The 22,607-nt window shown below is 60.6% G+C and carries 20 protein-coding genes; all 20 read right to left on the bottom strand.

From position 1 onward, the window contains the following. Positions 1-581 precede the first annotated feature (581 nt). Positions 582-929 carry an Hpt domain-containing protein gene (locus CEC48_RS25830; protein WP_088426307.1) on the bottom strand — a complete coding sequence of 116 codons (348 nt, stop codon included), beginning with the start codon at positions 927-929 and terminating at the stop codon, positions 582-584. Positions 930-959: 30 nt separating this feature from the next. Continuing rightward, a complete protein-coding gene (locus CEC48_RS25835; protein WP_088426308.1) occupies positions 960-2,678 on the bottom strand; it encodes a fused response regulator/phosphatase in 1,719 nt (572 codons plus the stop codon). After that, positions 2,675-2,980, bottom strand: coding sequence for an STAS domain-containing protein (locus tag CEC48_RS25840; protein ID WP_088426309.1), 306 nt, complete (start codon positions 2,978-2,980; stop codon positions 2,675-2,677). Before CEC48_RS25840 ends, CEC48_RS25835 begins: the two co-directional genes overlap by 4 nt. 73 nt (positions 2,981-3,053) lie before the next feature. After that, the gene (fliJ, locus tag CEC48_RS25845; RefSeq protein ID WP_088426310.1) at positions 3,054-3,503 is read right to left on the bottom strand and encodes a flagellar export protein FliJ; all 450 of its coding nucleotides are present in this window, start codon (positions 3,501-3,503) and stop codon (positions 3,054-3,056) included. Positions 3,504-3,506: 3 nt separating this feature from the next. Continuing rightward, positions 3,507-4,865: a flagellar protein export ATPase FliI gene (fliI, locus tag CEC48_RS25850; RefSeq protein ID WP_088426311.1), complete on the bottom strand. Its 1,359-nt coding sequence runs from the start codon at positions 4,863-4,865 to the stop codon at positions 3,507-3,509. After that, positions 4,855-5,619, bottom strand: a complete 765-nt coding sequence (gene fliH / locus CEC48_RS25855) for a flagellar assembly protein FliH (RefSeq protein ID WP_088426312.1) — start codon at positions 5,617-5,619, stop codon at positions 4,855-4,857. Before fliH ends, fliI begins: the two co-directional genes overlap by 11 nt. 10 nt (positions 5,620-5,629) lie before the next feature. Next, entirely contained in the window at positions 5,630-6,649 is a 1,020-nt protein-coding gene (fliG, locus tag CEC48_RS25860) for a flagellar motor switch protein FliG (RefSeq protein ID WP_088426313.1), read from the bottom strand. After that, positions 6,642-8,417 (bottom strand): flagellar basal-body MS-ring/collar protein FliF, encoded by a 1,776-nt coding sequence (fliF, locus tag CEC48_RS25865; RefSeq protein WP_088426314.1) that lies wholly within the window; start codon positions 8,415-8,417, stop codon positions 6,642-6,644. Before fliF ends, fliG begins: the two co-directional genes overlap by 8 nt. Positions 8,418-8,431: 14 nt before the next feature. Beyond that, positions 8,432-8,764, bottom strand: coding sequence for a flagellar hook-basal body complex protein FliE (gene fliE, locus CEC48_RS25870; RefSeq protein WP_003214581.1), 333 nt, complete (start codon positions 8,762-8,764; stop codon positions 8,432-8,434). A 129-nt stretch (positions 8,765-8,893) separates the two neighbouring features. Then, the gene (locus CEC48_RS25875; RefSeq protein ID WP_088426315.1) at positions 8,894-10,276 is read right to left on the bottom strand and encodes a sigma-54 dependent transcriptional regulator; all 1,383 of its coding nucleotides are present in this window, start codon (positions 10,274-10,276) and stop codon (positions 8,894-8,896) included. Positions 10,277-10,282: 6 nt separating this feature from the next. Continuing rightward, positions 10,283-11,494: a PAS domain-containing sensor histidine kinase gene (locus CEC48_RS25880; protein WP_088426316.1), complete on the bottom strand. Its 1,212-nt coding sequence runs from the start codon at positions 11,492-11,494 to the stop codon at positions 10,283-10,285. A gap of 109 nt (positions 11,495-11,603) precedes the next feature. Beyond that, on the bottom strand, positions 11,604-13,079 hold the full coding sequence (locus CEC48_RS25885) for a sigma-54 dependent transcriptional regulator (protein WP_088426317.1): 1,476 nt from the start codon (positions 13,077-13,079) through the stop codon (positions 11,604-11,606). Positions 13,080-13,250: 171 nt separating this feature from the next. Beyond that, positions 13,251-13,547, bottom strand: a complete 297-nt coding sequence (locus CEC48_RS25890; RefSeq protein ID WP_088426318.1) for a flagellar protein FliT — start codon at positions 13,545-13,547, stop codon at positions 13,251-13,253. A gap of 24 nt (positions 13,548-13,571) precedes the next feature. Next, a complete protein-coding gene (gene fliS / locus CEC48_RS25895) occupies positions 13,572-13,961 on the bottom strand; it encodes a flagellar export chaperone FliS (protein ID WP_026077955.1) in 390 nt (129 codons plus the stop codon). A 143-nt stretch (positions 13,962-14,104) separates the two neighbouring features. Continuing rightward, positions 14,105-15,502, bottom strand: a complete 1,398-nt coding sequence (gene fliD / locus CEC48_RS25900) for a flagellar filament capping protein FliD (protein ID WP_088426319.1) — start codon at positions 15,500-15,502, stop codon at positions 14,105-14,107. A gap of 80 nt (positions 15,503-15,582) precedes the next feature. After that, positions 15,583-15,945: a flagellar protein FlaG gene (locus tag CEC48_RS25905; protein ID WP_088426320.1), complete on the bottom strand. Its 363-nt coding sequence runs from the start codon at positions 15,943-15,945 to the stop codon at positions 15,583-15,585. 75 nt (positions 15,946-16,020) lie between these two features. Next, the gene (locus tag CEC48_RS25910; protein WP_088426321.1) at positions 16,021-17,466 is read right to left on the bottom strand and encodes a flagellin; all 1,446 of its coding nucleotides are present in this window, start codon (positions 17,464-17,466) and stop codon (positions 16,021-16,023) included. Positions 17,467-17,732: 266 nt separating this feature from the next. Beyond that, the gene (locus CEC48_RS25915) at positions 17,733-18,662 is read right to left on the bottom strand and encodes a ketoacyl-ACP synthase III (RefSeq protein ID WP_088426322.1); all 930 of its coding nucleotides are present in this window, start codon (positions 18,660-18,662) and stop codon (positions 17,733-17,735) included. A 303-nt stretch (positions 18,663-18,965) separates the two neighbouring features. After that, on the bottom strand, positions 18,966-20,549 hold the full coding sequence (locus tag CEC48_RS25920) for a flagellar hook-associated protein 3 (protein WP_088426323.1): 1,584 nt from the start codon (positions 20,547-20,549) through the stop codon (positions 18,966-18,968). Positions 20,550-20,563: 14 nt separating this feature from the next. Then, on the bottom strand, positions 20,564-22,597 hold the full coding sequence (gene flgK, locus CEC48_RS25925) for a flagellar hook-associated protein FlgK (protein ID WP_088426324.1): 2,034 nt from the start codon (positions 22,595-22,597) through the stop codon (positions 20,564-20,566). Positions 22,598-22,607: the final 10 nt, after the last annotated feature.

Below are 22,607 nucleotides of genomic sequence, written 5' to 3' on the forward strand. Positions count from 1 at the left end.
TCATGTCCAGAGCGGAGAGGTGAGTGGCAGCATGGGCTCCCACACGTGCTTTAAGCACTCCGGGCATTCAGCTTGCCACTCACCGCTCTCACCCTCAGCTTAATCCCGGATCAAGACACAAGCGGGCTTGCTCGCGAAGGTCGTTAACGATGACGTGGGCATCCTGATTCAACGCGGCGCCCTCAGGTTTTTCGCGAGCAAGCCCGCTCCCACAGAAAAGCAGTTCTGCTTTCGCTCTGGACCTTGCCCTTGCTTCTAACACTCAAGCCGGCCGGTAGGCCGCTGTGCTTTTGCTGTTGATCTTGATCTTGATCTGACTGCCCCATTCAGCCCGAGGCCGAACGTAGGTATTGAGGAGCGGGTAAACCGGCAGGACGCCGGTTTAGCCGCGACGGGCCAGGGACGGGCCGTCGCGGCGGCCCGCGGAGCAATGCCGGAGTGAGGGCACGCCGAGCCTAAGCGAGGCGCCGACAGGCGGGGCAGAGCGTTTTGGTTACTTTGCCGCTTTTGCAAAGTGACTCGCTGTAAGAGCGAAACCGTAGGAAGCCGTTACCTAAATAACGGATATACACCCAAAGGCGTCAGAGCCCAAACCGCCCCCGCTCATGCTCATACAACGGCCGCACCAGCGCGAATTCATGGTCAATCTCATCCACCAACTGCCCCAAATCCGCAACCACAGGCTTGGCCGACTTATCCTCAAGCAACTGACAAAGCTCAGCCAACCGCACCGCCCCAAGGTTACCGCTACTCCCCTTAAAGCTATGCGCAATCCGCCCCAGAGCCTTGGCATCATCCCGAGCCCGGCGCAGCGCCTCTACCCGCTTTTGCGAGTCATCGAGAAAAGTGTCGAGCAGCTTCGGATACTCGCCCTCCATGACCTCCTGCAAGCCAGTCAGCACATCGGGGTCCAGATGAATCTCTGCCACTTGTTCGCTCCTTGATCAAGAATCGGCGGATTATGCCAGAGCCTTCCATGAAAACTCCACGCACACACACCGCCCTCCGTCAGACCAGCCTACCTCGCTGCTCAACTGCCGCACCAGGCTCAACCCCCGACCAGACAGACGGTCAACATCCAGCGGCCGGGCCAACTCCTTCTCCACGTCAAACCCCAGCCCACTGTCCTCGATCCGCAAGGTCAGACAACCACCCTCCCCGGTCGGCACCACATTCAAATGCACCCGCACATACCCGCTGTTCAACTGCGCCAGCCGCTCATTGCGCTCACGGTAATAGGCAGCAAACCCCAGGGCATCACGTTTGAGCCGCGAATCCAGCCCCAATACGCCATGCTCCAGGGCATTGGAATACAACTCCGCCATCACGCTGTACAACGCCCCGCTTTGCTCGCGCAGCCCATGAATCTCCAACAGCAGTTGCAGCAAATACGGCAAAGGGTTGTAGGACTTGAGCGTCTCGGCACGAAACTCAAAGCTGACCGACCAATCCAGCGGCGACGACTGGCCGCTGTCGGAATACACCACCGACGGCGAACGCAACACCTCGCCCGCCTGCAGGCTGATCTCCACCATGCTGATGTCATCGCGCACCTCGCCGCGAAAACCCGCCAGGGCCTGCTCGATCTCCTCGAACAACCGATCCGGCTCGCGGTTGGCCGCAAACACCTGCTGCAAACGCTCAGCACCAAACAGTTGCTCGTGGGCGTCAGCAGTATCCAGTACGCCATCCGACAGCAGAAACACCCGGTCGCCCAACGCCATCGGCCAGACTTCAGTGCGATCATCAAACGCCTCGGCCGCCAGCACGCCCAACGGCAGATGCCGCGACACCAGCGGCGTGCGCTTGCCGGTGGCGATTTCATGCACATAGCCTTCGGGCATGCCGCCGTTCCACACCTCCACCGCCCGCCGCTGGGCACTGAGGCACAGCAAGGTGGCGCAACAGAACATGTCCACCGGCAGGATGCGCTTGAGCTTGGCGTTCATCTCCCGCAACGTCTGCGCCAGGCCGTAGCCCTTGGCGGTCATGCCGTAGAACACTTCGGCCAGCGGCATCGCGCCGACGGCCGCCGGCAAACCATGGCCGGTAAAATCCCCCAGCAGCACATGCATATCACCCGACGGCGTGTAGGCCGCCAACAGCAGGTCGCCGTTGAACAGCGCGTAGGGCGATTGCACGTAGCGAATATTTGGCGCGGCATTGATGCAGCCAGAATGCGCGACCTTGTCGAACACCGCCTTGGCCACCCGTTGCTCCTGCAGCAGGTAGTCGTGGTGCCGGGCGATCAGGTCGCGCTGCTGCAACACCGTGGCCTGCAGCCGGCGCAGGCGGTCCATGGCGTTGATCTTCGCCGCGAGGATCACCTGGTTATAGGGTTTGGCCAGGAAGTCGTCACCGCCGGCATCCAGGCATTGGGCCAGGGCTTCGCTCTCGCGCAGGGAGGTGAGAAAGATGATCGGCACCAGCGCCTCCCCCGCCAGCTGTTTGATCTGCCGGGCTGCCTCAAAGCCGTCCATTACCGGCATCAGCGCGTCCATCAATACCAACTGCGGCCGCTCGCGGGTGAACACTTGCACCGCTTCTTCGCCGTTGCTGGCAGTGATCACCTGGTGGCCCTGGCGGCGCACGATGGTCGACAGCAACAGCAGGTCGGCGGCGCTGTCTTCGGCGATCAATACCGTCAGCGCTTCGAGCACCGGGGCCAGGACGCTCAAGTGAGGTCGAACAATTTGTCGAAGTTGGAGATGGCGAGGATCTTGCGCACATCGGAGTTGCTGTTGATCACCTGAACCTCGGCATTGTCGCCACCGGCGTGGTCACGCAATAGCAGGAGCATGCCCAGGGCCGAGCTGTCCATGTAGGTGGTTTCCTTCAAGTCCACCACATAGATCTCGGGCACCTTGTAGAACTTCTCGTAAGCTTCACGAAAATCCTGGTGACTACCGAAGTCGAATCGCCCCTTGATAGTGATCGTCGCTTTTTTCCCATCCAGGGATACTTCAGATTTGACTGACATACGACTGCTTCCTTGTCATTGGCAATGTGCAACAAGGTTTAGCAGGTGATGGGGCAGTGGGCAACTCGCAACGTCAATACGGGCTCTGACGCGGCAAGCGCTGGGACAGCTCATCGAGCAACTTCTGCTCGCGCCTGTCTTCCAGCGCACGGGCTTCGTCGATGTAGCGCTGCACCAGTTTGCGCAGGCCTTCGACCCGGGCGTAGGCCTGTTGCCAACTGTCGCGGGCCTTGTCGACGTTGGCCTGGTGCCAGGCCAGGCTTTGGCGCTGCTGGCCAACGGCGGTCTCAAGCTGGTTGAGAAAGCCCTGGTAACCCATCAGCCACTGCCCGGAGACGCCCTTGCTGCCACGGTCGATCCACTGTTGCTGATACTCGCCGCGAAAACGCTCCAGGTCACCCAGTTTGCTTTCTGCCAGGCGAACCTGACCCTGGAAGTAACCCAAGCGCTGGACGGCGGTTTTTTCAGCTTTTTCAGCCATGTCCACCACCGGGGCAAGGCGTGCGGCGCGGGTATTGGCCATGGCTTATCCGCCTGGCGCCGGTGCGAAGATGGTGCCCAGGTACGCCTCGCTTTCACCCATGCCGATCTTGTCGTTGAGGCCCTGGCGCAGGTAGGTCACCAGTTGCGGTTGCAGGGCAATCGCCAGGTCGGTCTCGCGATCACCGCCGGCCACGTAGGCGCCGACGCTGATCAGGTCGCGGCTCTGTTGATAGCGCGACCACAGTTGCTTGAACTGCTGCGCCCGCATCATGTGCTCAGGCGTGACCACCGACGGCATCACCCGGCTGATGGAAGCTTCGATGTCGATGGCCGGGTAGTGCCCTTCCTCGGCCAACCGCCGGGACAGCACGATGTGCCCGTCGAGCACGCCCCGCGCCGAGTCGGCAATCGGGTCCTGCTGGTCATCGCCTTCGGAAAGCACGGTGTAGAACGCGGTGATCGAACCCCCACCGGCCTCGGCATTACCGGCGCGCTCCACCAGCTTGGGCAGCTTGGCAAACACCGACGGCGGATAGCCCTTGGTGGCCGGCGGCTCGCCGATGGCCAGGGCAATTTCCCGCTGGGCCTGGGCGAAACGGGTCAGGGAGTCCATCAGCAACAGGACGTTCTTGCCCTTGTCGCGAAAATATTCGGCGATGCGCGTGCAATACATCGCGGCCCGCAGGCGCATCAGCGGCGCGTCATCCGCCGGTGAAGCGACCACGACCGAACGCTTGAGGCCTTCTTCACCAAGGCTGTGCTCGATGAATTCCTTCACCTCGCGGCCCCGCTCGCCGATCAGCCCGACCACGATGATGTCGGCCTCGGTGAAGCGCGTCATCATGCCCAGCAGCACCGACTTACCGACGCCGGTACCGGCGAATAGGCCCAGGCGCTGGCCGCGGCCCACCGTCAATAAACCGTTGATACTGCGAATGCCCACGTCCAGCGGCACGCTGATGGGGTTGCGCTTGAGCGGGTTGATGGTGGGGCCGTCCATGGGCACCCAGTCTTCGGCCTTCATCCCGCCCTTGCCGTCGAGGGCGCGGCCGGCGCCATCGAGCACGCGGCCGAGCATGCTCATGCCCATGGGCAGGCGGCCGGTGTCGGCCAGTGGCACCACGCGGGCGCCGGGGGCAATGCCGGCAACGCTGCCGACGGGCATCAGGAATACTTTGCTGCCAGAGAAGCCCATCACTTCGGCTTCGACCTGCACCGGGTGGTAGCTGTCGTCGTTGATCACCATGCAGCGGCTGCCCATGGCGGCGCGCAAGCCTTCGGCTTCCAGGGTCAGGCCGACCATGCGCAGCAGGCGGCCCTCCAGGATCGGCTGGCCCGGCAACTCGGTGGCTTCGGCATAGCCACCCAGGCGCTTGGCGAAGCTGGTGCGATCAAGGCGCATCGGGGGTGTCCAGCTCGACGCTCAAGTCCGGCTCTGCAGGGTGCAGCGCCTGCTCGTGCAACTGGTCAAACAGCTTGGCCATGATCTGGCTGATACGCGTCTCTACCGTGGCGTCGATGCGGCTGTGTTCGGTCTCCACCCGGCAACCACCGGGCAGCAGCGCGACGTCTTCGACGATGCGCCAGGTTTCTTCATGGCGCTCGCGCAGGGCTTTGACTTGTTCAAAATCCTGCGGGTTGATGTACAGCCGCACATTGCCGACGCCCAGGGGCAGCAGCTTGAGGGCTTCGCGCATCACGCTTTCGATTTGCGTGGAGTCCAGGGCCAGCTCGCGCTGAATCACCTGGCGGGTGATGTGCTCCACCAGGCCGACCATGGCTTTTTCGATTTGTGAGTCCTGCTCGGCGATAGGCTCGAACAGGCTGCCCATCAGGGTTTCCAGGCTGGCGAGCTTGACGCTCAGCGCCGCCTCGGCTTCCTGGCGGACCTTGAGCGTGGTGCTGCGAAAACCGTCTTTCTCGCCAGTGGAAAAGCCTTCGTTGTAGGCTTCCTGGCGAATGCTTTCGAGCTCTTCCAGGGTCAGTGGCTGGACTTCTTCCAGCGGCACTTCTTCCATCTCGGCAGGGGTTTCCTCTACCGGTTCGGGCTCGGGCTCCGGGCGATGCGGGTCGAAACTGGGCAGCGACCAGACGTCGAACCCTCCGACGTCCCGTGCGCGAATCAGATCGCTGGGCGTCTCATCTTTGTTCGACATGCGCGGCGCCTTAAATCATTTCTTCGCCGCCCTTCCCACCGAGAACGATTTCTCCGGCTTCGGCCATACGGCGGGCAATGGTGAGGATCTCTTTCTGCGCAGTTTCCACGTCGCTGACGCGCACCGGGCCCTTGGCCTCGAGGTCGTCGCGCAACAGTTCGGAAGCCCGCTTGGACATGTTCTTGAAGATCTTTTCCTTGACGCCTTCATCCGAGCCTTTGAGGGCCAGTACCAGCACGTCGGAGGACACTTCGCGCAGCAACGCCTGGATGCCACGGTCGTCGACATCGGAGAGGTTGTTGAACACGAACATGAGGTCTTCGATCTGCCCCGACAGGGTGTCGTCGATCTCGCGGATCGAGTCCATCAACTGGCCTTCCACCGAGCTGTCGAGGAAGTTCATGATGTCGGCCGCACGCTTGATGCCACCCAGGGTGGTACGCGAAGCATTGGAATTGCCCGAGAACTGCTTCTCGAGAATCGTGTTCAATTCTTTCAGGGCCGCCGGCTGCACGGTGTTCAGCGACGAGACGCGCAGGATGATATCCAGGCGCACCTTGTGGTCGAAATGGCCGAGCACTTCACCGGCCTGGTCGGGGTCGAGATACGCCACCACGATCGCCTGGATCTGCGGGTGTTCGTAGCGGATCACGTCGGCTACGGCGCGCGGCTCCATCCATTTGAGGCTGTCGAGGCCACTGGTATTGCCACCCAGCAGGATGCGGTCGATCAGGCCGTTGGCCTTGTCTTCGCCCAGGGCCGAGGTGAGCATCTTGCGGATGTAGCTGTCGGAGCCGACGCCCAGGCTGGTCTGGTCGCCGACGATCTCGACGAACTCGCTCATCACCTGCTCGACTTGCTCACGGTGCACATTGCGCATTTGCGCCATGGCCACGCCCACGCGCTGAACCTCTTTGGGGCCCATGTGGCGCAGCACTTGGGCGGCGTCGGTTTCCCCAAGGGACAGCAACAGCACGGCGGCTTTGTCGACCCGGGAGAGTTTGGCTACAGCGACTCGAGCATCACTCATCTGCGTTAATCCACTCTTTCACGACCTGGGCCACACGACCCGGGTCTTCGGCCACCAGGCTCTTGATTGCGTTCAACTGAGCGTCATAACCCTCGCTCGGGCTGGGCAACAGAATGCTTTGCGGGCCACCGAGGCTCACGCGGTCGTTGGCCAGTTCGCCATCCAGGCCGCCCATGCCACCCAACTCGACGTCGCCACCGGCCAGGGCCAGTTGTTTTTTACCGTGACCGGTGATGTTGTTGAGCACCGGACGCAGCACGCCGAACACCAGCACCAGGATAAACAGCACACCCAGCACTTGCTTGACGATGTCCCAGAACCACGGCTGAGTATAGAACGCAGCCTCGGCGATGACTTCGCCACGCTCGGCGGAGAACGGCATGTTGATCACGCTGACGCTGTCGCCACGGCTGGCATCGAAGCCCACCGCGTCCTGCACCAGGCGAGTGAAGCGCGTCAATTCATCGGCGCTCCACGGGGCACGGGTGACGGCGCCGTCTGCAGCGTTGATCTTGACCTGGTCATCGACCACGACCGACACCGACAGGCGATTGATCCGGCCCTGTTGCTGCTTGGTGTGGCTGATGGAGCGGTCAAGCTCGAAGTTCTTGGTGGACTGGTTGCGCTTGTCGGCCGGGTATGGCGCGAGCATTGGCTGGCCGGTGGCCGGGTCCATGATCTGCTGGCCGTTGGCGTCAAGCAGCGGCTGACCTGCTGCAATCGCGCCGGCCGAGGCGGCTGCGCCACCGGTGGTTTGTGGCGCCGAGGCCGGGGCCGGTGGCTGGTTGCTCAGGGCACCCGGGACACCTTGCGGGCCATTGCTGGCAGTACGTTGTTCGCTGGTCGACTGCTCGCTGCGCAGGGCCGGCTGGTCCGGGTTGAACTGCTCGGAGGTCGATTCGACCGCGCTGAAATCCACGTCGGCCGACACTTCAGCCTTGTAGCGATCGTTGCCCAACACCGGTTGCAGGATGTTGTGCACGCGCTGGGTCAGCATGCTTTCCATGCGACGGCTGTAGTCGAACTGCTTGCCGGCCATGGTCAGCGAGGAGTTTTCCGCGAGGTCCGACAGCAGGTTGCCCTTCTGGTCGACCACGGTGATTTGCGACTTGCTCAATTCGGGAACGCTGGTGGCCACCAGGTTGATGATCGCCAGCACCTGGCCAGGCTCCAGGGAGCGGCCGGAAAACAGTTCTACCAGTACCGAGGCGCTGGGCTTGCGCTCATCGCGCACAAACACCGAGCTTTTCGGAATCGCCAGGTGCACACGGGCACCCTTGACGTTGTTCAACGCGGAGATGGTGCGCGCCAGTTCGCCTTCCAGGCCACGACGGTAGCGGGTGGCTTCCATGAACTGGCTGGTGCCCAGGCCCTGGTCCTTGTCGAGGATTTCAAAGCCGATATTGGCGTCGGAGGGGGTCACACCGGCCGCAGCCAGTTTCATCCGTGCACGGGCCACATCGTCAGCCTTGACCAACAGGGCGCCGGAATTCGGTTCGACGGTGTAGGCAATGTCTGCCGCCGCCAGGGTTTCCATGATCTGTTTGGAGTCCATGCCCGCCAGGCTGCCGTACAGCGGGCGGTAATCCGGTTGCTGGGACCACAGCACCACGGCAAAACCAATCGCCACGCTGGCAGCCAGGCCGACCATCAGGCCCACCTGACGCAGCATGGTCATCTCGGAGAGGTTTTCCAGGAACGACAGCCCGAAGAGCGGCGGCTTGCCGTCTGCCTTGGCGGGTGCGTTATCCACGACTGCTTCTGCCATGACTCAAATCGTCCTTAAACCGGCATCTGCATGATGTCTTGATAGGCTTGAACCAGCTTGTTGCGTACCTGGGTCAAGGCCTGGAATGAAACGCTGGCTTTTTGCGAGGCGACCATCACGTCGGTGAGGTCCACGCCGCTTTTGCCGATCTCGAAGGCGGTCGCCAACTGATTGGAGGCCTGTTGGGTATCGCTGACTTTGTTGATGGCCTGGCCGAGCATGTCGGCAAAGCTGCTCTGGCCCAATTCCGGCACGGCTTGCGCGGCGGATTTCGGTTGAGCCATGGCATCCATTTGCATGGACCGCATATCCAACATCAACCGATTGAACTCAACACCTTGGCTCATGAACTTCCTCTCCGACGACCCGCAATTTTTTGACACTACACAGCGATTACAGGGGTGGTAGCAACAAGGGTGCCAGCTCCGTGGCAATTCGTAAGAAAAGGCGACTAACCCTGTCGGCTTCGAGAATTTTCATGTGGCGTAGAGGTAGGCTTCCACGTCCATCCCGGCATCACGCATCTGCGCCAGCTTGTAGCGCAAGGTGCGCGGGCTGATGCCCAGGCGCTCGGCGGCCTCTTTGCGGCGGCCGCGCTCGGCGCGCAGGGTGTCGATGATCATCTGGAATTCGCGGCGGCGCAGGTCGTCGCCCAAGGCACCGGCCGACTCGGCGGCCGCGACTTCAACTTGCGGCGCGGCCGCCAGGCTCGGCAGCGGCGCGCTGCCGGTGCCCATGGCCAGGCAGAAGTCCTGGGGCTGGATCAAACCGCCCTGCTGCAAAATCAACGCACGCTGGATCGCATTGTCCAGTTCCCGCACGTTGCCGGGCCATGGGTAGCTGATCAGGCAGGCCTGGGCATCGGCCGACAGGCGCGCCTGGGCATGCTTCATTTTATTGACGTGCTTGCCCAGCAGGCGCTCGGCCAGCGGGATGATGTCTGCCGGGCGCTCGCGCAACGGGCGCCAGGCCAGCGGGAACACCGAGAGCCGGTAGAACAGATCTTCACGGAAGCGCCCCGCCGCCACTTCGCCCGCCAGGTCGCGGTTGGTGGTGGCGACCACGCGAATATCCAGTTGGATCGGCTTGCGCGCGCCCACCCGCTCCACTTCGCGTTCCTGCAACACCCGCAGTAGTTTGGCTTGCAGGCCCAGGGGCATTTCGGAGATTTCGTCGAGCAGGATGGTGCCGCCGTCGGCCTGTTCAAACTTACCGGCTTGCGCCGCGATAGCGCCGGTGAACGAGCCTTTTTCATGGCCGAACAAGGTGGCTTCGAGCATGTTGTCGGGGATCGCCGCGCAGTTGATCGCAATGAACGGCTGGCTGGCGCGATGGGATTGCTGGTGGATGTAGCGCGCCAGTACTTCCTTGCCGGTGCCGGACTCGCCGGAAATCAATACGGTGGAATCGCTGCGGGCCACACGGGCGGCCAGCTCCAGCAGTTGCGCACTGGCCGGCTCGAAGGCAATCGGGCCTTCGCCATCGGCGGCGCCCAGGGCGCCAAGGGCATGGCGGGCGACCAGTTCGATCAAGGCCTTGGGTTCGAAGGGTTTGACCAGGTAATCCGCAGCGCCCTGGCGCATGGCGTCGACGGCGCGCTCCACGGCACCGTGGGCGGTCATCAGCAGCACCGGCAATTGCGGCTGGCGCGCGCGCAACAGGCCGAGCAATTGGTGGCCGTCCATGCCCGGCATGTTCACGTCACTGACCACCAGGCTGAAGGACTCCTGCTCCACCGCTTCCAAGGCTTCTTCGGCCGAACCGACCGCCCGGTAGTCATGGCCCGCCAGCAGCAGCGTATCAGCCAATGCTTCACGCAGGGCGCGATCGTCTTCAACCAATAAAACCTTGATAGCCATGACCTTTTACTCCGCGCTGACGGCGCATGAAAACAGCGGCAGCGTGATCAACGCGCACGTGCCGCGACCCAACCGGGAATGCAGCTGCAATTCTCCCTGATGCGCACGGGCGACTGCCTTGACCACGGTCAGGCCCAGCCCGGTACCGTTGGTTTTGGTGGTAAAAAAAGGCTCGCCGAGGCGTTGCAGCACCACCGGGTCAATCCCGCTGCCGCTGTCGCTGATGCTCAGGCGCAGGGTGTCGCCGCGGCTGTACAGGTGCACTTTGAGCCGCGCCCCGGGGCCACTGGCCTGGGTCGCGTTTTCGATCAGGTTCAGCAGCGCGCCCACCAGAGTGTCGCGGTTGCATAGCAGCTCGCCGTGATGGCTGTCGCACTGCCAACGGACTGACGCCTCCTGGATATGCGTGGCGGCAGCGGCTTGCAGGGACTGCATCAACGCGGCCGGTGTGACGCGGTCGGTCAACGGCAATTCACCGCGGGCGAACACCAGCATGTCGCGCACTTGATGCTCCAGCTCATGCAGGCGCTCCTTGAGGCGACCGGCAAAACGCTGGTGAGTGGCCGTCGGTAATGTTTCATCAGTCAAATGACTGGCGTAAATCAGCGCGGCAGACAACGGCGTACGAATCTGATGCGCCAGAGAAGCGACCATCCGCCCCAGCGATGACAAGCGCTCATGGCGTGCCAACTGGTCTTGCAGATGACGGGTTTCGGTCAGGTCGTTGAGCAACACCAACTGGCCGGGCTCGGCATCCAGCGATCGAGTGGCGATGGACAGGCGACGCCCGTCCTTGAGGGAGATTTCGTGGCCGTCGTCTTCTCGCGGCGCAAAGCAGCGGGTGATGACCTCGCGCCACAGCTCGCCTTCCAGCGGCAGGCCAAGCATGTCGCAGGCTGCCGGGTTGGCTTCGCGCACGCGGCCCTGGTCATCGATGACGATCACGCCACCGGGCAACAAGTCGAGGAGGTTTTGCAGACGGTTGGCCAGGCGCTCTTTCTCGGCCAGCTCTTCCATGCGCTGGGCACTGACCACCGCCAACTCGCCTTTGAGCTCGGATACCCGGGCTTCCAACAGGCTGTAGGAGTCAGTCAACTGGCTCGACATCTGGTTGAACAGGGAAAATGCCTGCTCAAGCCCGAGGCGGCTGATTTGCTCTACGGAGGGGGCAGGCCCCTGAGTGTCAGGGACCGAAGATAGTTGGGCGGCGTGGGGCATCATGCTCTCTCGCTGGCTGACCGTCAGTTAAACGGAACGTTGCGAGTGCTGTAGCAATACCCGTGCCTAAAAAAAACCGCTGATTAATCAGCGGTTTGAAAAACAGGCGTCAATCATCCGCCTGTTCATCACCTTCACGACGGCTCATGCCGTACTTGCGCATCTTCTCCACCAGGGTGGTGCGGCGGATGCGCAGACGTTCGGCGGCACGGGCAACGATGCCGTTGGCGTCGTCGAGGGCCTGCTGGATCAGGCCTTGTTCGAGGCTACCGAGGTAGTCCTTCAAGTCCAGGCCTTCCGGCGGCAGCATGGCGGTGGAACCGAAGTCTGGCGTGTGGCCGTTGATGGCCACGCGCTCTTCCAGGTCGCTGCGCAGGCTGTCCACCAGTTGCTCGTCTTCGTCGTCGACGTAGCGGAATTTCTTCGGCAGTTCGACCACGCCGATCACCCCGTACGGGTGCATGATCGCCATGCGCTCCACCAGGTTGGCCAGCTCGCGGACGTTGCCCGGCCAGCCGTGGCGGCACAGGGACATGATCGCCGCCGAGTTGAAGCGAATCGAACCGCGTTTTTCGTGTTCCATGCGCGAGATCAGTTCGTTCATCAGTAGCGGGATGTCTTCGACGCGCTCGCGCAGGGGCGCCATCTCGATCGGGAATACGTTGAGGCGGTAGTACAGGTCTTCGCGGAAGCTGCCGACCTCAATCATGCTTTCGAGGTTTTTGTGGGTGGCGGCAATGATGCGCACGTCAACGCTTTGGGTCTTGTTGCTGCCCACGCGCTCAAAGGTGCGCTCTTGCAGCACCCGCAGCAGCTTGACCTGCATCGGCAGCGGCATGTCGCCGATTTCGTCGAGGAACAGGGTGCCGCCGTTGGCCAGCTCAAAACGCCCGGCACGGCTGGTGATAGCACCGGTAAAGGCGCCCTTCTCGTGGCCGAACAGTTCGCTTTCGAGCAGCTCTGCCGGGATAGCCCCGCAGTTGACCGGCACAAAGGGCCCGTCGCGGCGCTTGGAGTGGTAATGCAGGTTGCGCGCGACCACTTCCTTGCCCGTGCCGGACTCGCCGAGGATCAGCACGCTGGCGTCGGTGTCGGCCACTTGCTGCATCATCTGGCGCACGTGCTGGATCGCACGGCTGGTGCCGACGAGGCTGCGGAACAGGTTGGGTTCGCGGTGACGGCCGCGCTCGCGGGCCTGGTCGTACATCTCGCGGTAGACCTGGGCACGGTGCAGGGAGTCGAGCAATTTGCTGTAGCTGGGGGGCATTTCGAGGGTGGAAAGGACGCGGCGGCGCTGGTCTTCCGGAAGGTCGACAGAAGAAATATCGCCCATTAGCAACACCGGAAGGAACTCATCCCAGGTTGACAGTGTCTTTAACAAGCCCGGAACTGCACCAGGAGCGTTTACCGTCCCGATCAGCACACAAATGACTTCACGGCTCGACGACAAAGAGCTGACCGCCTGCTGCCAGTCGTGGCTGGCGCAGGGAAGATTTTCTTCGCCAAGAAAATTCAGGATCACCGCCAGATCGCGGCGCCGAACGCTATCGTCATCGATCAGCAGAATTTTGGTTTCACGCCACATGCAATAGCAACTTCCCTAGTAAAACTCTAATGCCCTCGAGTTGGGGCAATCTAGATAGCTGTAGGCATTTTCTGCGCTACAGCTTTCTGACGTCTGAAAATAGCACTAGTTAAGTCAAAAATATGTGCACGGTCAAATTAATGACGCGCTTTGTTCGGATTAACTGAGCCTTCAGCCGAACAGATGGTAAACCTTTGACGCACTTTCCGCTCGGTTGATCTGCGACATCTCTTCGAAAATCGCCTGACGCTCCCCGGTTGTCACCTCAAGCAACTGCTGATACACCGCCAGCAAACTCTCCAGTTTTTCCCGCAGGGCATCCTCGTCCACCGGCGCATTGTTCAGCGCCTCATCGATCACTGCACGACACCCCAGGTCCAGTTCGCCAATAGCGTCCCAGTTACGCGCGGCCAATGCGTCCATCAAGGCTTCGCGGGTCTCGTCAATCCGTTGCAGGGCGTGACTCATAACATCTTCCTCAGGCCAGCAGGCCTACAGTGTTGCAATACCGTCCCAGCCTTCCTTGAGCGTGATCATCAGGCCGGCTACTTCGTCGATCATCGCGACATCGCTCTTGGTATTGGCTTCGAGCAAACGCGTGGTCATGTAGGCGTACAGGTTATCCAATTGCTGCAAGGCGGCCGGATCATCGGTTTTTTCCGGATTCAGGCCGTCACGCAAACCAATCAAGATATCAATCGCCTTGCCCAGCAACAGGCCCTTTTGCGCGATATCACCACGAGCCATGGCGCCCTTGGCCTGGGCCATGCGATCCAGCGCGCCTTCCATCAGCATTTGAACCAGACGGTGCGGGCTGGCCTCGGAGACCTGGGCATGGGAATTGACCTTCTGGTATTGGCGAAGGGCTCTCATGGGATTCATGTTTCTACCTCGTGACAGGCAACAGCTAAAAAGAATGGGCTCTGACTATTATGTCGACGGCGTTGCAAAAAACTTTAAGCCGGCGGTCTGCTGAAGGTCGCGCCCGATGATGCATTCGCGGCACCGGGCGACCTCATCGAGGATCAAGTGGTCTTGGGATTGTTCAGCGCATCGAGCGTGGTCATTACGCTGGAACGTTGAGCGGTGAGCTGCGCCACCAGGCTGTTCATCGTGGTGTACTTGGCGGTCAGGCTCGTCTTCAGGGCAGCCATGCGCGCGGTCAGGGTGTCCTGCTGGTTTTGCAGGTCCTTGAGGTTCGCCGACAGTGTCGAAGAACGCGTGGCCAGGACCCCGGTGTTGGTTATCGCATAGCTGTCGGTCGCGGTTTTCATACGCGCCAGCAGGCCATTGTCACCGTTGAAAATGCCGCCGATATCGGTGGGATTGGTCAAGATGGCCGCATTGAACAGCTTGTCGTCAATGCTCAGCTTGCCGGTTGTCTGGTCAGTGTTCACACCAAATTGGGCCAGGGACTTCAACGTGCCAGAACCCGCCAAGGCGTTCAGTTGAGTCCGCAAAGCGGTCTGCAGGCCGCGCATGGTGGAATCGCCCGTCAGGGCAGCAGCCGTAGTGGAACCATCCGCATTGGTGGTGACGGCGGTCTCAGTGTTCATCGCGGTGATCAAGGCGTTGTAGGTGTCAACAAAACCCTTTACCGAACTCTTGAGGGTGTCGGTGCTACGCGTGACGCTGATGGTCGAGGCTGTCCGATTGGCGTCTCCTGTCTGCCCCGTAGGCAAAGGCGACACGGCAGTCAACTTGATACTCACGCCACTGATCGCGTCAGTCAGGGTATTGCTCTTGGATTCCTGTGCGGTACCGTCAATGGTGTATTTCGCATTTACCGGTGGGCCGTTGACGACCGTAGTGCCGGTTTCCAGGCCGGTATTACCGCCAAGGGTAATGTCCGTACCGGCACCCGTATTGGACGACGTCACGACCAGGCGCGAACCGGTGGAGTCAGTCAGGATGTTGGCACTCAGGCCTGCGCTGCTGTATTGCGAGTTGATCGAGTCACGCACTTGCTGCAACGTCGCGCCCGGCGCAACGCTGACACCATAGCTCTGGCCTGACTGGGAAATCTCCAGGGTCGTTGCGGTAGAGCCTTTATTGACGACGCTACTCGTCCCTCCCGCGAACGTCTTGGTAGCAATCTTCGAGGCAGTTGCCAATTGAGTGACCACCAACTGGTAGCTACCGGCAGAAGCACCCGCACCCAAGGTGACACTGGACACGGTGGTATCCGAGGTCGCCGCCGTCAGGCCACCGATACTGGCGTCCTTGGCCATGTTGTCCATGGCGCCGCGAAACGCGTCGAGTGCCGCCTGAATCTTGCCAATCGAGGACAACTGAGCGGTCTGCGTCTGCGTTTGCTTGTTGATCTGCGACTGCTTGGGCGCCTGCTCAGCGTTCACCAAGGCCGTAACGATAGACTGGGTGTCAATGCCCGTGACCGGGCCGCTGACGGATATATCACCCATGATGTTTCTCCTGATACGGGGCTGGCGCTTTCTTGACGGACGGCGCCTCAAGCAGCTACAGCAACAAAATTCATGCCAGCTCAGACTTTGGCGTCAAACAACAAGCTACTGGCGTCGTGAAGGCTTTGTGCGAGTTTCAATGCAGTTTCCGAAGGGATCTGGCGAATGACTTCGCCGCTTTCGGTCGCAATGACTTTGACCACCACCTGATGGGTGGAGTCATCAATGGAAAAATCCAGTTTGCGCTGGGCAGCCTGGACGAATTCGCGAATATCCTTGACGGCCTTTTCCAGCTCGTCCGGTTTTACTTCCTGCTTGGGTTTTACCGCTGCAGCCGCTGCATCAACCTTGGGGGTCTGCGGGTCGGCAGTCACAGGAGCAGGTGCACTCTGTGGCGCTGGGGCAGCAGGATAAGACAGGTTCAACTTGACGCTCATGTCCATGTCCAATCTCCTCATCACGCAAAAGACAAAAGGGCACGTAAACGCGCCCTTCCGTCATTTATCTACCGATGGCTATTACTGAAGCAGCTTCAGTACAGCGGAAGGCAGTTGGTTGGCCTGGGACAGGATCGCAGTAGAAGCCTGTTGCAGGGTTTGTTGCTTGGTCAACTGAGCAGTTTCAGCAGCGTAGTCAACGTCCTGGATCTGACCGCGAGCGGCCGTGGAGTTGTCCGAGATGCTCTGCAGGTTGGCAACGGTGTTGTCGAAACGGTTTTGTACAGCACCGAGGCCAGCGCGCTGGGAGTCGATGTCCGAGATCGCCTGAGTGATCACGTCGATCGAGTTCTGTGCGTTGGAAGCAGTGGTGATGTCGGTGTTGTTGACGGTGGTTTTGGTGGAGTTGGCAGCGGTTGCAGCACCGGCTGCGAACACACCAGCAACACCAGCGCCGCTCAGCGAGTAGCTGCTGCTGGAGTTCAGCGAAACAGCACCGGTAGCCACGAGTGCGCCAGCGGTCAGAGCAGCAGCAGTGCCGAAGGCGCCGGTACCATCTTTGGTAGCAACCGAGATACCAGCAGCACCAGCATCGCCAGCGTTGAAGGTCAGGTTCTCACCGGTGTCGGACTTAACCGACAGGGCGTTGGTGGACGAATCGTAGTTAACGCTGATGCCCAGTTTGGCAGCGTTGGACTTCAGTTGGTCAGCCAGGTCAGCAGTGCTGGTCACGCCAGTGAACTGGACCGCAGTGCCGCTACCGACTTGCAGGGTGAAGTTGGCGTTGGCAGGAGTAGCGGCAGCAATGGTAGCGGAGTTCACAGTGAACTGAGCTTCAGTGCTGGCAGTAGCAGCCAGGCCACCGACGGCGCCGTTCATTTGAGCGGCAATAGCTTTGGCCGAAGCACCGGCAGCCAGCGTTACTGTAGTGGCCTGGCCGCTACCGGTAACGGTGACAGCACCACCAGCAATACCGGTTGCGCTTGGAGTCAGGGCTTGGGTTTTCAGCTGCTGCGAACCAATGTTGTTGGCTGCAACGTTGCCGATGGTCATGTCGATAGTCTGGTTGGCGTTAGCGCCGACCTGGAACGAAGTAGTACCGAAAGAACCGTCCAGCAGGTTCTTGCCACCGAAGGTGGTGGTGGTAGCAATACGGGTCAATTCAGCAGTCAGCGCTGCGTATTGAGCCTGGTTCGACTTACGGTCTTCAGCGCTTGGCGAGCCGTTGGCGGATTGCAGAGCCAGGGTACGCATGCTTTGCAGGATGTTGGTGGACTGCTGCATTGCGCCTTCAGCGGTCTGAGCAATCGAGCTGCCGTCGTTGGCGTTTTTGATCGCAACGCCCAGGCCGTTGATTTGGCTGGTCAGACGGTTGGAGATTTGCAGGCCGGCCGCATCGTCTTTGGCGCTGTTGATACGCAGGCCGGAGGACAGGCGCTGCATGGAAGTTTGCAGGGCGCTGGAAGCCTTGTTCAGGTTGTTCTGAACGTTCAACGAAGCAAGGTTGGTGTTTACTGTTAATGCCATGACGAAATCCTCGTGGGTTGTTTACTGCGGCTTCCGGCCCTGGCAACCGCCGGGTGTGGCCTAGAGAACCTTCGTAATAGTTATCGTCGTGAATGCAGGTTGCTTGAGGACTTTTTTGATTTTTTTTACTAGCACCGTGCCACCCCTTGTAATTCAAGCATTTACGATAGCCTAAACCCCAGCAATTGCTGGGTTTCTGGCGCCAAATAAAAAACGCCCATGATCTTTCGATCATGGGCGTTTTTTTGTGCAGCGCCTTTAAAGCATCAAGGGCGGTGCAAAATCGCCGAACCCCAGGACAGGCCTACGCCAAAACCACTGATGGCGACGCGCTTCCAGGTGGAGTCGAGCATGTGCTTTTCCAGCAGCAGCGGAATGCTCGATGACACGGTGTTGCCGGTCTCGACCATGTCCTTGATGAATTTATCTACCGGAGCATCTTCAAAACGCCGCGCCACAGCGTCGACAATCGCCGCACTGCCCTGGTGGATGCAGAACGCATCAATCTCGTCCGCCGCAAGGTTCGACTCGTGGAGCAGCTCGTGCAAATGCGCCGGCACTTTGAGCAAGGCGAAGTTGAACACCTGACGGCCGTTCATGAAGAACACGCCGTCGCTGACCTTCAAGTGCGGCGCACCGGAACCGTCAGTGCCGAACTTGGCCTTGCCCAACTGCCAGGGCGCGTCCTCGCCCATCCAGGTGGCGGTAGCGGCATCGCCAAACAACATAGTGGTGTTGCGGTCTTCCGGGTCGACGATCTTCGAGTACGGGTCAGCAGTGACCAGCAGGCCGTTTTTCAGGCCGGTGGCTTCCATGAAGCCCTTTATCGCGTAGATGCCGTAGACGTAGCCCGAGCAGCCCAGGGAAATATCAAAGGCCGCCACGCTCGTCGGCAGGCCCAACTTGTCCTGGACGATGGCAGCGGTGTGAGGCAAGCCCTCTTCGTCGCCGTTCTGGGTGACGACGATCAGCACATCGATGGATTCGCGCTTCAAATCGGGGTTGTTGGCAAACAAGGCGTTGACCGCCTCGACACACAGATCGGAGGTTTCCTGCGCGGCATCCTTGCGCGGCAGGAACGCCGAACCGATCTTGCCAATGATGAATTCTTCATCCTTGGCGAACTTGGCACCCTGGGCGTAGTTATCGATCCCGTCTGCCGGCACGTAACTGGCGATGCTTTTTATGCCAATCATTGTGGCTTCCCAATACTAAATAGCTGGAGAACACCCCGCGAAACACGTCGCCGGGCGCTGACAATAATGGGGATAACCCCGCAAAAAACTCGCCGAAAACCGCCTTTATACCTTGGCGGCAGGCCCTCGCAGAGACCTGGCGACGACCTATCCTTTTCACACGATACAGTGAAGATGCGCTTTATGACTCACAGGTCACTCAATTTTCTGTGGTTTGTGCGAAACACAGGGACATACAAGCGCCAAAAACGACAACGGCCCACCCCGTTTCCAGGGTGAGCCGCAGGTTTGCAGACGCTGAAATTACATCTTGCTGAACAGGCTCAGCTGGGAGATTTTCACGAACGCCAGTTGCGAGGCCTGCAGCATGGTCTGCTGCAAGGTCAGGTCAATGGCGGCCTGCCCCATGTCAACGTTCGCCAGCGACGACATGGTGGAGGTATTGGCCAGGCCCAGGCTGGTGTTTTCCGTATCCTGAATATCTATCGCATTCTGGCGCGCACCAATGGAGCCACGCACCTGGTCGATCTGCGCCGAAGCGTTGCCCAGGTTGGCAATGCTCGTGGCGACCACGTCCTTGAGTTTGTTCAAGGCCACCTGATTGCCATCCGCCGGGGTTTCCAGACTCTTGCGCAACTGGCTCAGGGTATCCAGGGCGTTCATGTTCTTGTTGCTGGTAGCGCCGACCGAGAACTGGTCACCGGCGCCCGGCGTGCCGCTCACACCAAAGGTCACACCGACCGTGGTGATCGACGTCGCGCCAGCGGCCATGGTACCGGTGGCAATGGCCTTGCTGTCGGCCGTGTACGGCTGGGCGAACACCTGGTAATCGGTGCCGCTGGAGAACTTGATGACCGCACCCGAGTTAGGAAAGGTGCTGGTATAGGCCGCCTGATCCGTGACGCTGCCACCGGTCAGCTGCGCCGTGGACGCATTGCTTGGGGTACGCGAGACGCTGAAGGAATCCGGCTTGCTTTCCAGGGTGAACGCCTTGCCGGCCACCAACGCATCGGACGCCGCGCCCGGCGCAACATCCTTACCCAGGTTCAGCCGGATGTCGAACGTGACGCCTCGCAGGCTGACGCTGGAGGAGCCTTCCTTGGTGGAGTCAAAGGTACCGTTACCGGTGATCTCCGACGTGATGTCGTTGCCGTCCTTGTCCGTCACGCTGTATTGGGTGCTGCTGGCGAAGGTCAGCTTGTACGGCTGGCCATCGGAAAAGCTCTTGGTATAAGCGGTGCTGGAAGTGACCAGGCCGGCAGAGATCCCTACCGTGCCGTCATTCACATCGGGCGGCAGCAAAGTGGCCTGGGTACGACCGGTGTTGGACGAACTCTCAAGCAGCGCCTTGCCCGTATCCCCCATGGAGATCGACAGGTTGTTCGAAATCTGCAGGCTCAGGGGCGTCTCGTCGCCCTGGTACGTGTAGGTGCCGTCGTTGTTACGGGTGTACGGCGGCGTATCGGTCTTGGCACCGGAGAACATGTAGTTGCCGCTGGAGTCCTTGGAGTTGAGCAAGCCCAACACCTGGTCCTCAAGCGCGCCGACCTGGGCGGCAATCGCCTTGCGATCATCATCGCTCTTGCCGATGTTGCCGGCCTGCTGCGCCAATCCCTGAGCTGTTTGGAACGCGGTACTGATGCTTTGCAGCACACTTTCTTCGTTGGTCAGCGAGTTATTCAGGGTGGTGATGTTGGTGCTGTACTGCCCCAGCATGTCTTTTTGCTGTTGCAACATCAGCAACTGGGCGGCGGCCACCGGGTCATCGGAGGCGGTCTGCACTCGCACGCCGGAACTCGCCTGGTCCTGGGCCTTCACCACGCTCGAATAGTTATCCTGATACTTGCTGGAGCTGGTGTCGTAATACTGCTGTGTTGAAATACGCATCGTCCCAGACTCCCTTAAAGTGCGTTGATCAGTGTGCTGAAGGTTTCCTGCGCCGCCTTGATGATCTGCGACGACGCGGTGTAGTACTGCTGGAACTTGATCATGTCGCCCGCCTCTTCATCCAGGTTGACCTGGGACACCGAGTTGGCAGCCGCCTTGTTCGCCGTCAACAACGCGCCGGTAGCGGTGCTGTCGGTATTGGCCTGGGCGGCCTTGGAACCCACTTGAGACACCAGGCGGCTATTGGCGCTGACCAGGCTCACGCCCCCATTGCCGTCCGTCACACCGACTGTTGACTTGGTTTGCAGATCCAGAAGCGACTGGGCGTTGCGGCCGTCGGAGGTCGCGCCACTGTTGAACGAAAACGTGGTGCTGTCGTTATTGGCCGGCGAGCCGCCAACGGTGGTATCAAAACTGAAGCTCTTGCCCGTGATCAACGCACCGGTGGCATCGCGCATCGGCACATTGATGGTGATCTTGTTGCCCTGGCCCGGGATGATGCTACCGGTGCCGATCGGGTTACCCTGGGCGTCGCTGACCGTGTACGGCTGGGTGCCGTCCGCCGCCTTATCGCCGAACACCATCTTCACCGGCATCGAGTTTTCGATCCCGGTGCGCAATTGGGCCGTATCGGCGCCACCGTGGATATCCAGCGGCACAGTCAACTGCGGCGGCGTGAACGTGCCAGTGCCGCTGTTCTTGCCGGCAACGCCCGCCAATGGCCCGGCGAACGCGAGTTTATTCGGGTCCTGGAGGTCGACACCAATTCCAGTGGCGCCATTGGCGGTCGGGCTGACCTTGAAGCTGTCACCGGCGGCCATCGGGCCGTTGCCGTTCAACGCCAGGGTAAAACCGTCGATTACCGGCGGCGGCGTGGTGGTGGTGTCGAACGAGCCCATGGACTGGCCGTCGGAACGGGTCACGTTGTACAGGTTGCCACTGGTAAAGGTGACCTTGTAGTCGTAAGTCGTCAGCTTACTGCTGTCGGCAATCGACACATTCAGGTTGCCGGAACCGGCACTGTTACCGGCCGCCCCCTGGCTACGCTGGGAAATCGCCGCCGCGCTGTTGATGTCGGTGAACAGCGAAGAACCGAACTCACCGTTCAAGTCCAGGCCCTGGCCCAACTGGTTGTTGACGGTATCGGCGGCAACAACGGCCAGCCGGCCCAAGTCATTGATGGCCGGCATCAGCACATCGCTGCGATAACGCATCAGGCCGCCAATGCTGCCACCGCTCACCACCGAACCGATGTCCATGGACGTGCTGCCCATGTTGATCTGGATGGTGTACTGGCTGTTGTCGGTCTTGCTCGGCACTGCCGAAATGGTGTTGGCGATATCACCCTCTACCAGCGACTGCCCGGTGCCCGTGGTCACACTGACCTGGCCGTTCTTTTCGGTGGCTGTGACACCGATCAGCTCATTGAGCGAGCGAACCGCTTCAGTGCGCGCATCCAGCAGGTTGGCGGGCGCGCTGGTCGATGTGCCCTGGGCCTGGGCGATCTGTTTGTTCAGGGACGCAATCGAGGAGGTCAGCTTGTTGACCTGATCACTCATGGTGCTCAACTGGCCGTTGATGCTTTCTTTCTGCTGGGTCAACTGCGAGGAAATCGCGTTGAACCGGTTGCTCAAGGTCTGGGCGCTGGTCACCAGCAATTGCCGGGCCGACACGTCACTTGGGGTGGCCGCAGCGGTCTGGACCGACGCAAAAAAGGCGCTGAGCACAGCAGACATGCCGGTGGTCTTGTCCGACAGGGTCTTGTCGATCGCGCTCGCCTGGCCCAGGTAGGCGTTGGCATCGCTATTGAGCGCGGTGCTGTTCTGGTAGGCGGTGTTCAGGTAGTCGTTGTACACCCGACGCACATCCGCCAGGGTCGTACCGGTGCCGATATACACACCGCCGAACGCGTTCGAGGCGCTGGCGTTTTGGGTGGTCTGCTGACGCGAGTATCCCGGGGTGTTGACGTTGGCGATGTTGTTACTTAAGACCGACAACGATCCTTGGGCGGCATTGAGCCCCGACATCCCGATATTGAGCAAACTCATGATTCAGACC

The organism is Pseudomonas sp. K2I15, from assembly GCF_002204795.1.
Lineage (GTDB): Bacteria > Pseudomonadota > Gammaproteobacteria > Pseudomonadales > Pseudomonadaceae > Aquipseudomonas.

Bases quoted from the DNA above. Each gene is read 5' to 3' on its own strand.
- fliD (WP_088426319.1), bottom strand. From the start codon at position 15,502: ATGGGTGATATATCCGTCAGCGGCCCGGTCACGGGCATTGACACCCAG.
- CEC48_RS25890 (WP_088426318.1), bottom strand. From the start codon at position 13,547: ATGAGTCACGCCCTGCAACGGATTGACGAGACCCGCGAAGCCTTGATG.
- CEC48_RS25875 (WP_088426315.1), bottom strand. From the start codon at position 10,276: ATGGCTATCAAGGTTTTATTGGTTGAAGACGATCGCGCCCTGCGTGAA.
- fliI (WP_088426311.1), bottom strand. From the start codon at position 4,865: ATGCGCCTTGATCGCACCAGCTTCGCCAAGCGCCTGGGTGGCTATGCC.
- CEC48_RS25910 (WP_088426321.1), bottom strand. From the start codon at position 17,466: ATGGCATTAACAGTAAACACCAACCTTGCTTCGTTGAACGTTCAGAAC.
- fliF (WP_088426314.1), bottom strand. From the start codon at position 8,417: ATGGCAGAAGCAGTCGTGGATAACGCACCCGCCAAGGCAGACGGCAAG.
- fliE (WP_003214581.1), bottom strand. From the start codon at position 8,764: ATGAGCCAAGGTGTTGAGTTCAATCGGTTGATGTTGGATATGCGGTCC.
- fliG (WP_088426313.1), bottom strand. From the start codon at position 6,649: ATGAGTGATGCTCGAGTCGCTGTAGCCAAACTCTCCCGGGTCGACAAA.
- CEC48_RS25905 (WP_088426320.1), bottom strand. From the start codon at position 15,945: ATGGACATGAGCGTCAAGTTGAACCTGTCTTATCCTGCTGCCCCAGCG.
- CEC48_RS25885 (WP_088426317.1), bottom strand. From the start codon at position 13,079: ATGTGGCGTGAAACCAAAATTCTGCTGATCGATGACGATAGCGTTCGG.
- CEC48_RS25915 (WP_088426322.1), bottom strand. From the start codon at position 18,662: ATGATTGGCATAAAAAGCATCGCCAGTTACGTGCCGGCAGACGGGATC.
- CEC48_RS25920 (WP_088426323.1), bottom strand. From the start codon at position 20,549: ATGCGTATTTCAACACAGCAGTATTACGACACCAGCTCCAGCAAGTAT.
- CEC48_RS25880 (WP_088426316.1), bottom strand. From the start codon at position 11,494: ATGCCCCACGCCGCCCAACTATCTTCGGTCCCTGACACTCAGGGGCCT.
- flgK (WP_088426324.1), bottom strand. From the start codon at position 22,597: ATGAGTTTGCTCAATATCGGGATGTCGGGGCTCAATGCCGCCCAAGGA.
- fliS (WP_026077955.1), bottom strand. From the start codon at position 13,961: ATGAATCCCATGAGAGCCCTTCGCCAATACCAGAAGGTCAATTCCCAT.
- CEC48_RS25840 (WP_088426309.1), bottom strand. From the start codon at position 2,980: ATGTCAGTCAAATCTGAAGTATCCCTGGATGGGAAAAAAGCGACGATC.
- fliH (WP_088426312.1), bottom strand. From the start codon at position 5,619: ATGTCGAACAAAGATGAGACGCCCAGCGATCTGATTCGCGCACGGGAC.
- fliJ (WP_088426310.1), bottom strand. From the start codon at position 3,503: ATGGCCAATACCCGCGCCGCACGCCTTGCCCCGGTGGTGGACATGGCT.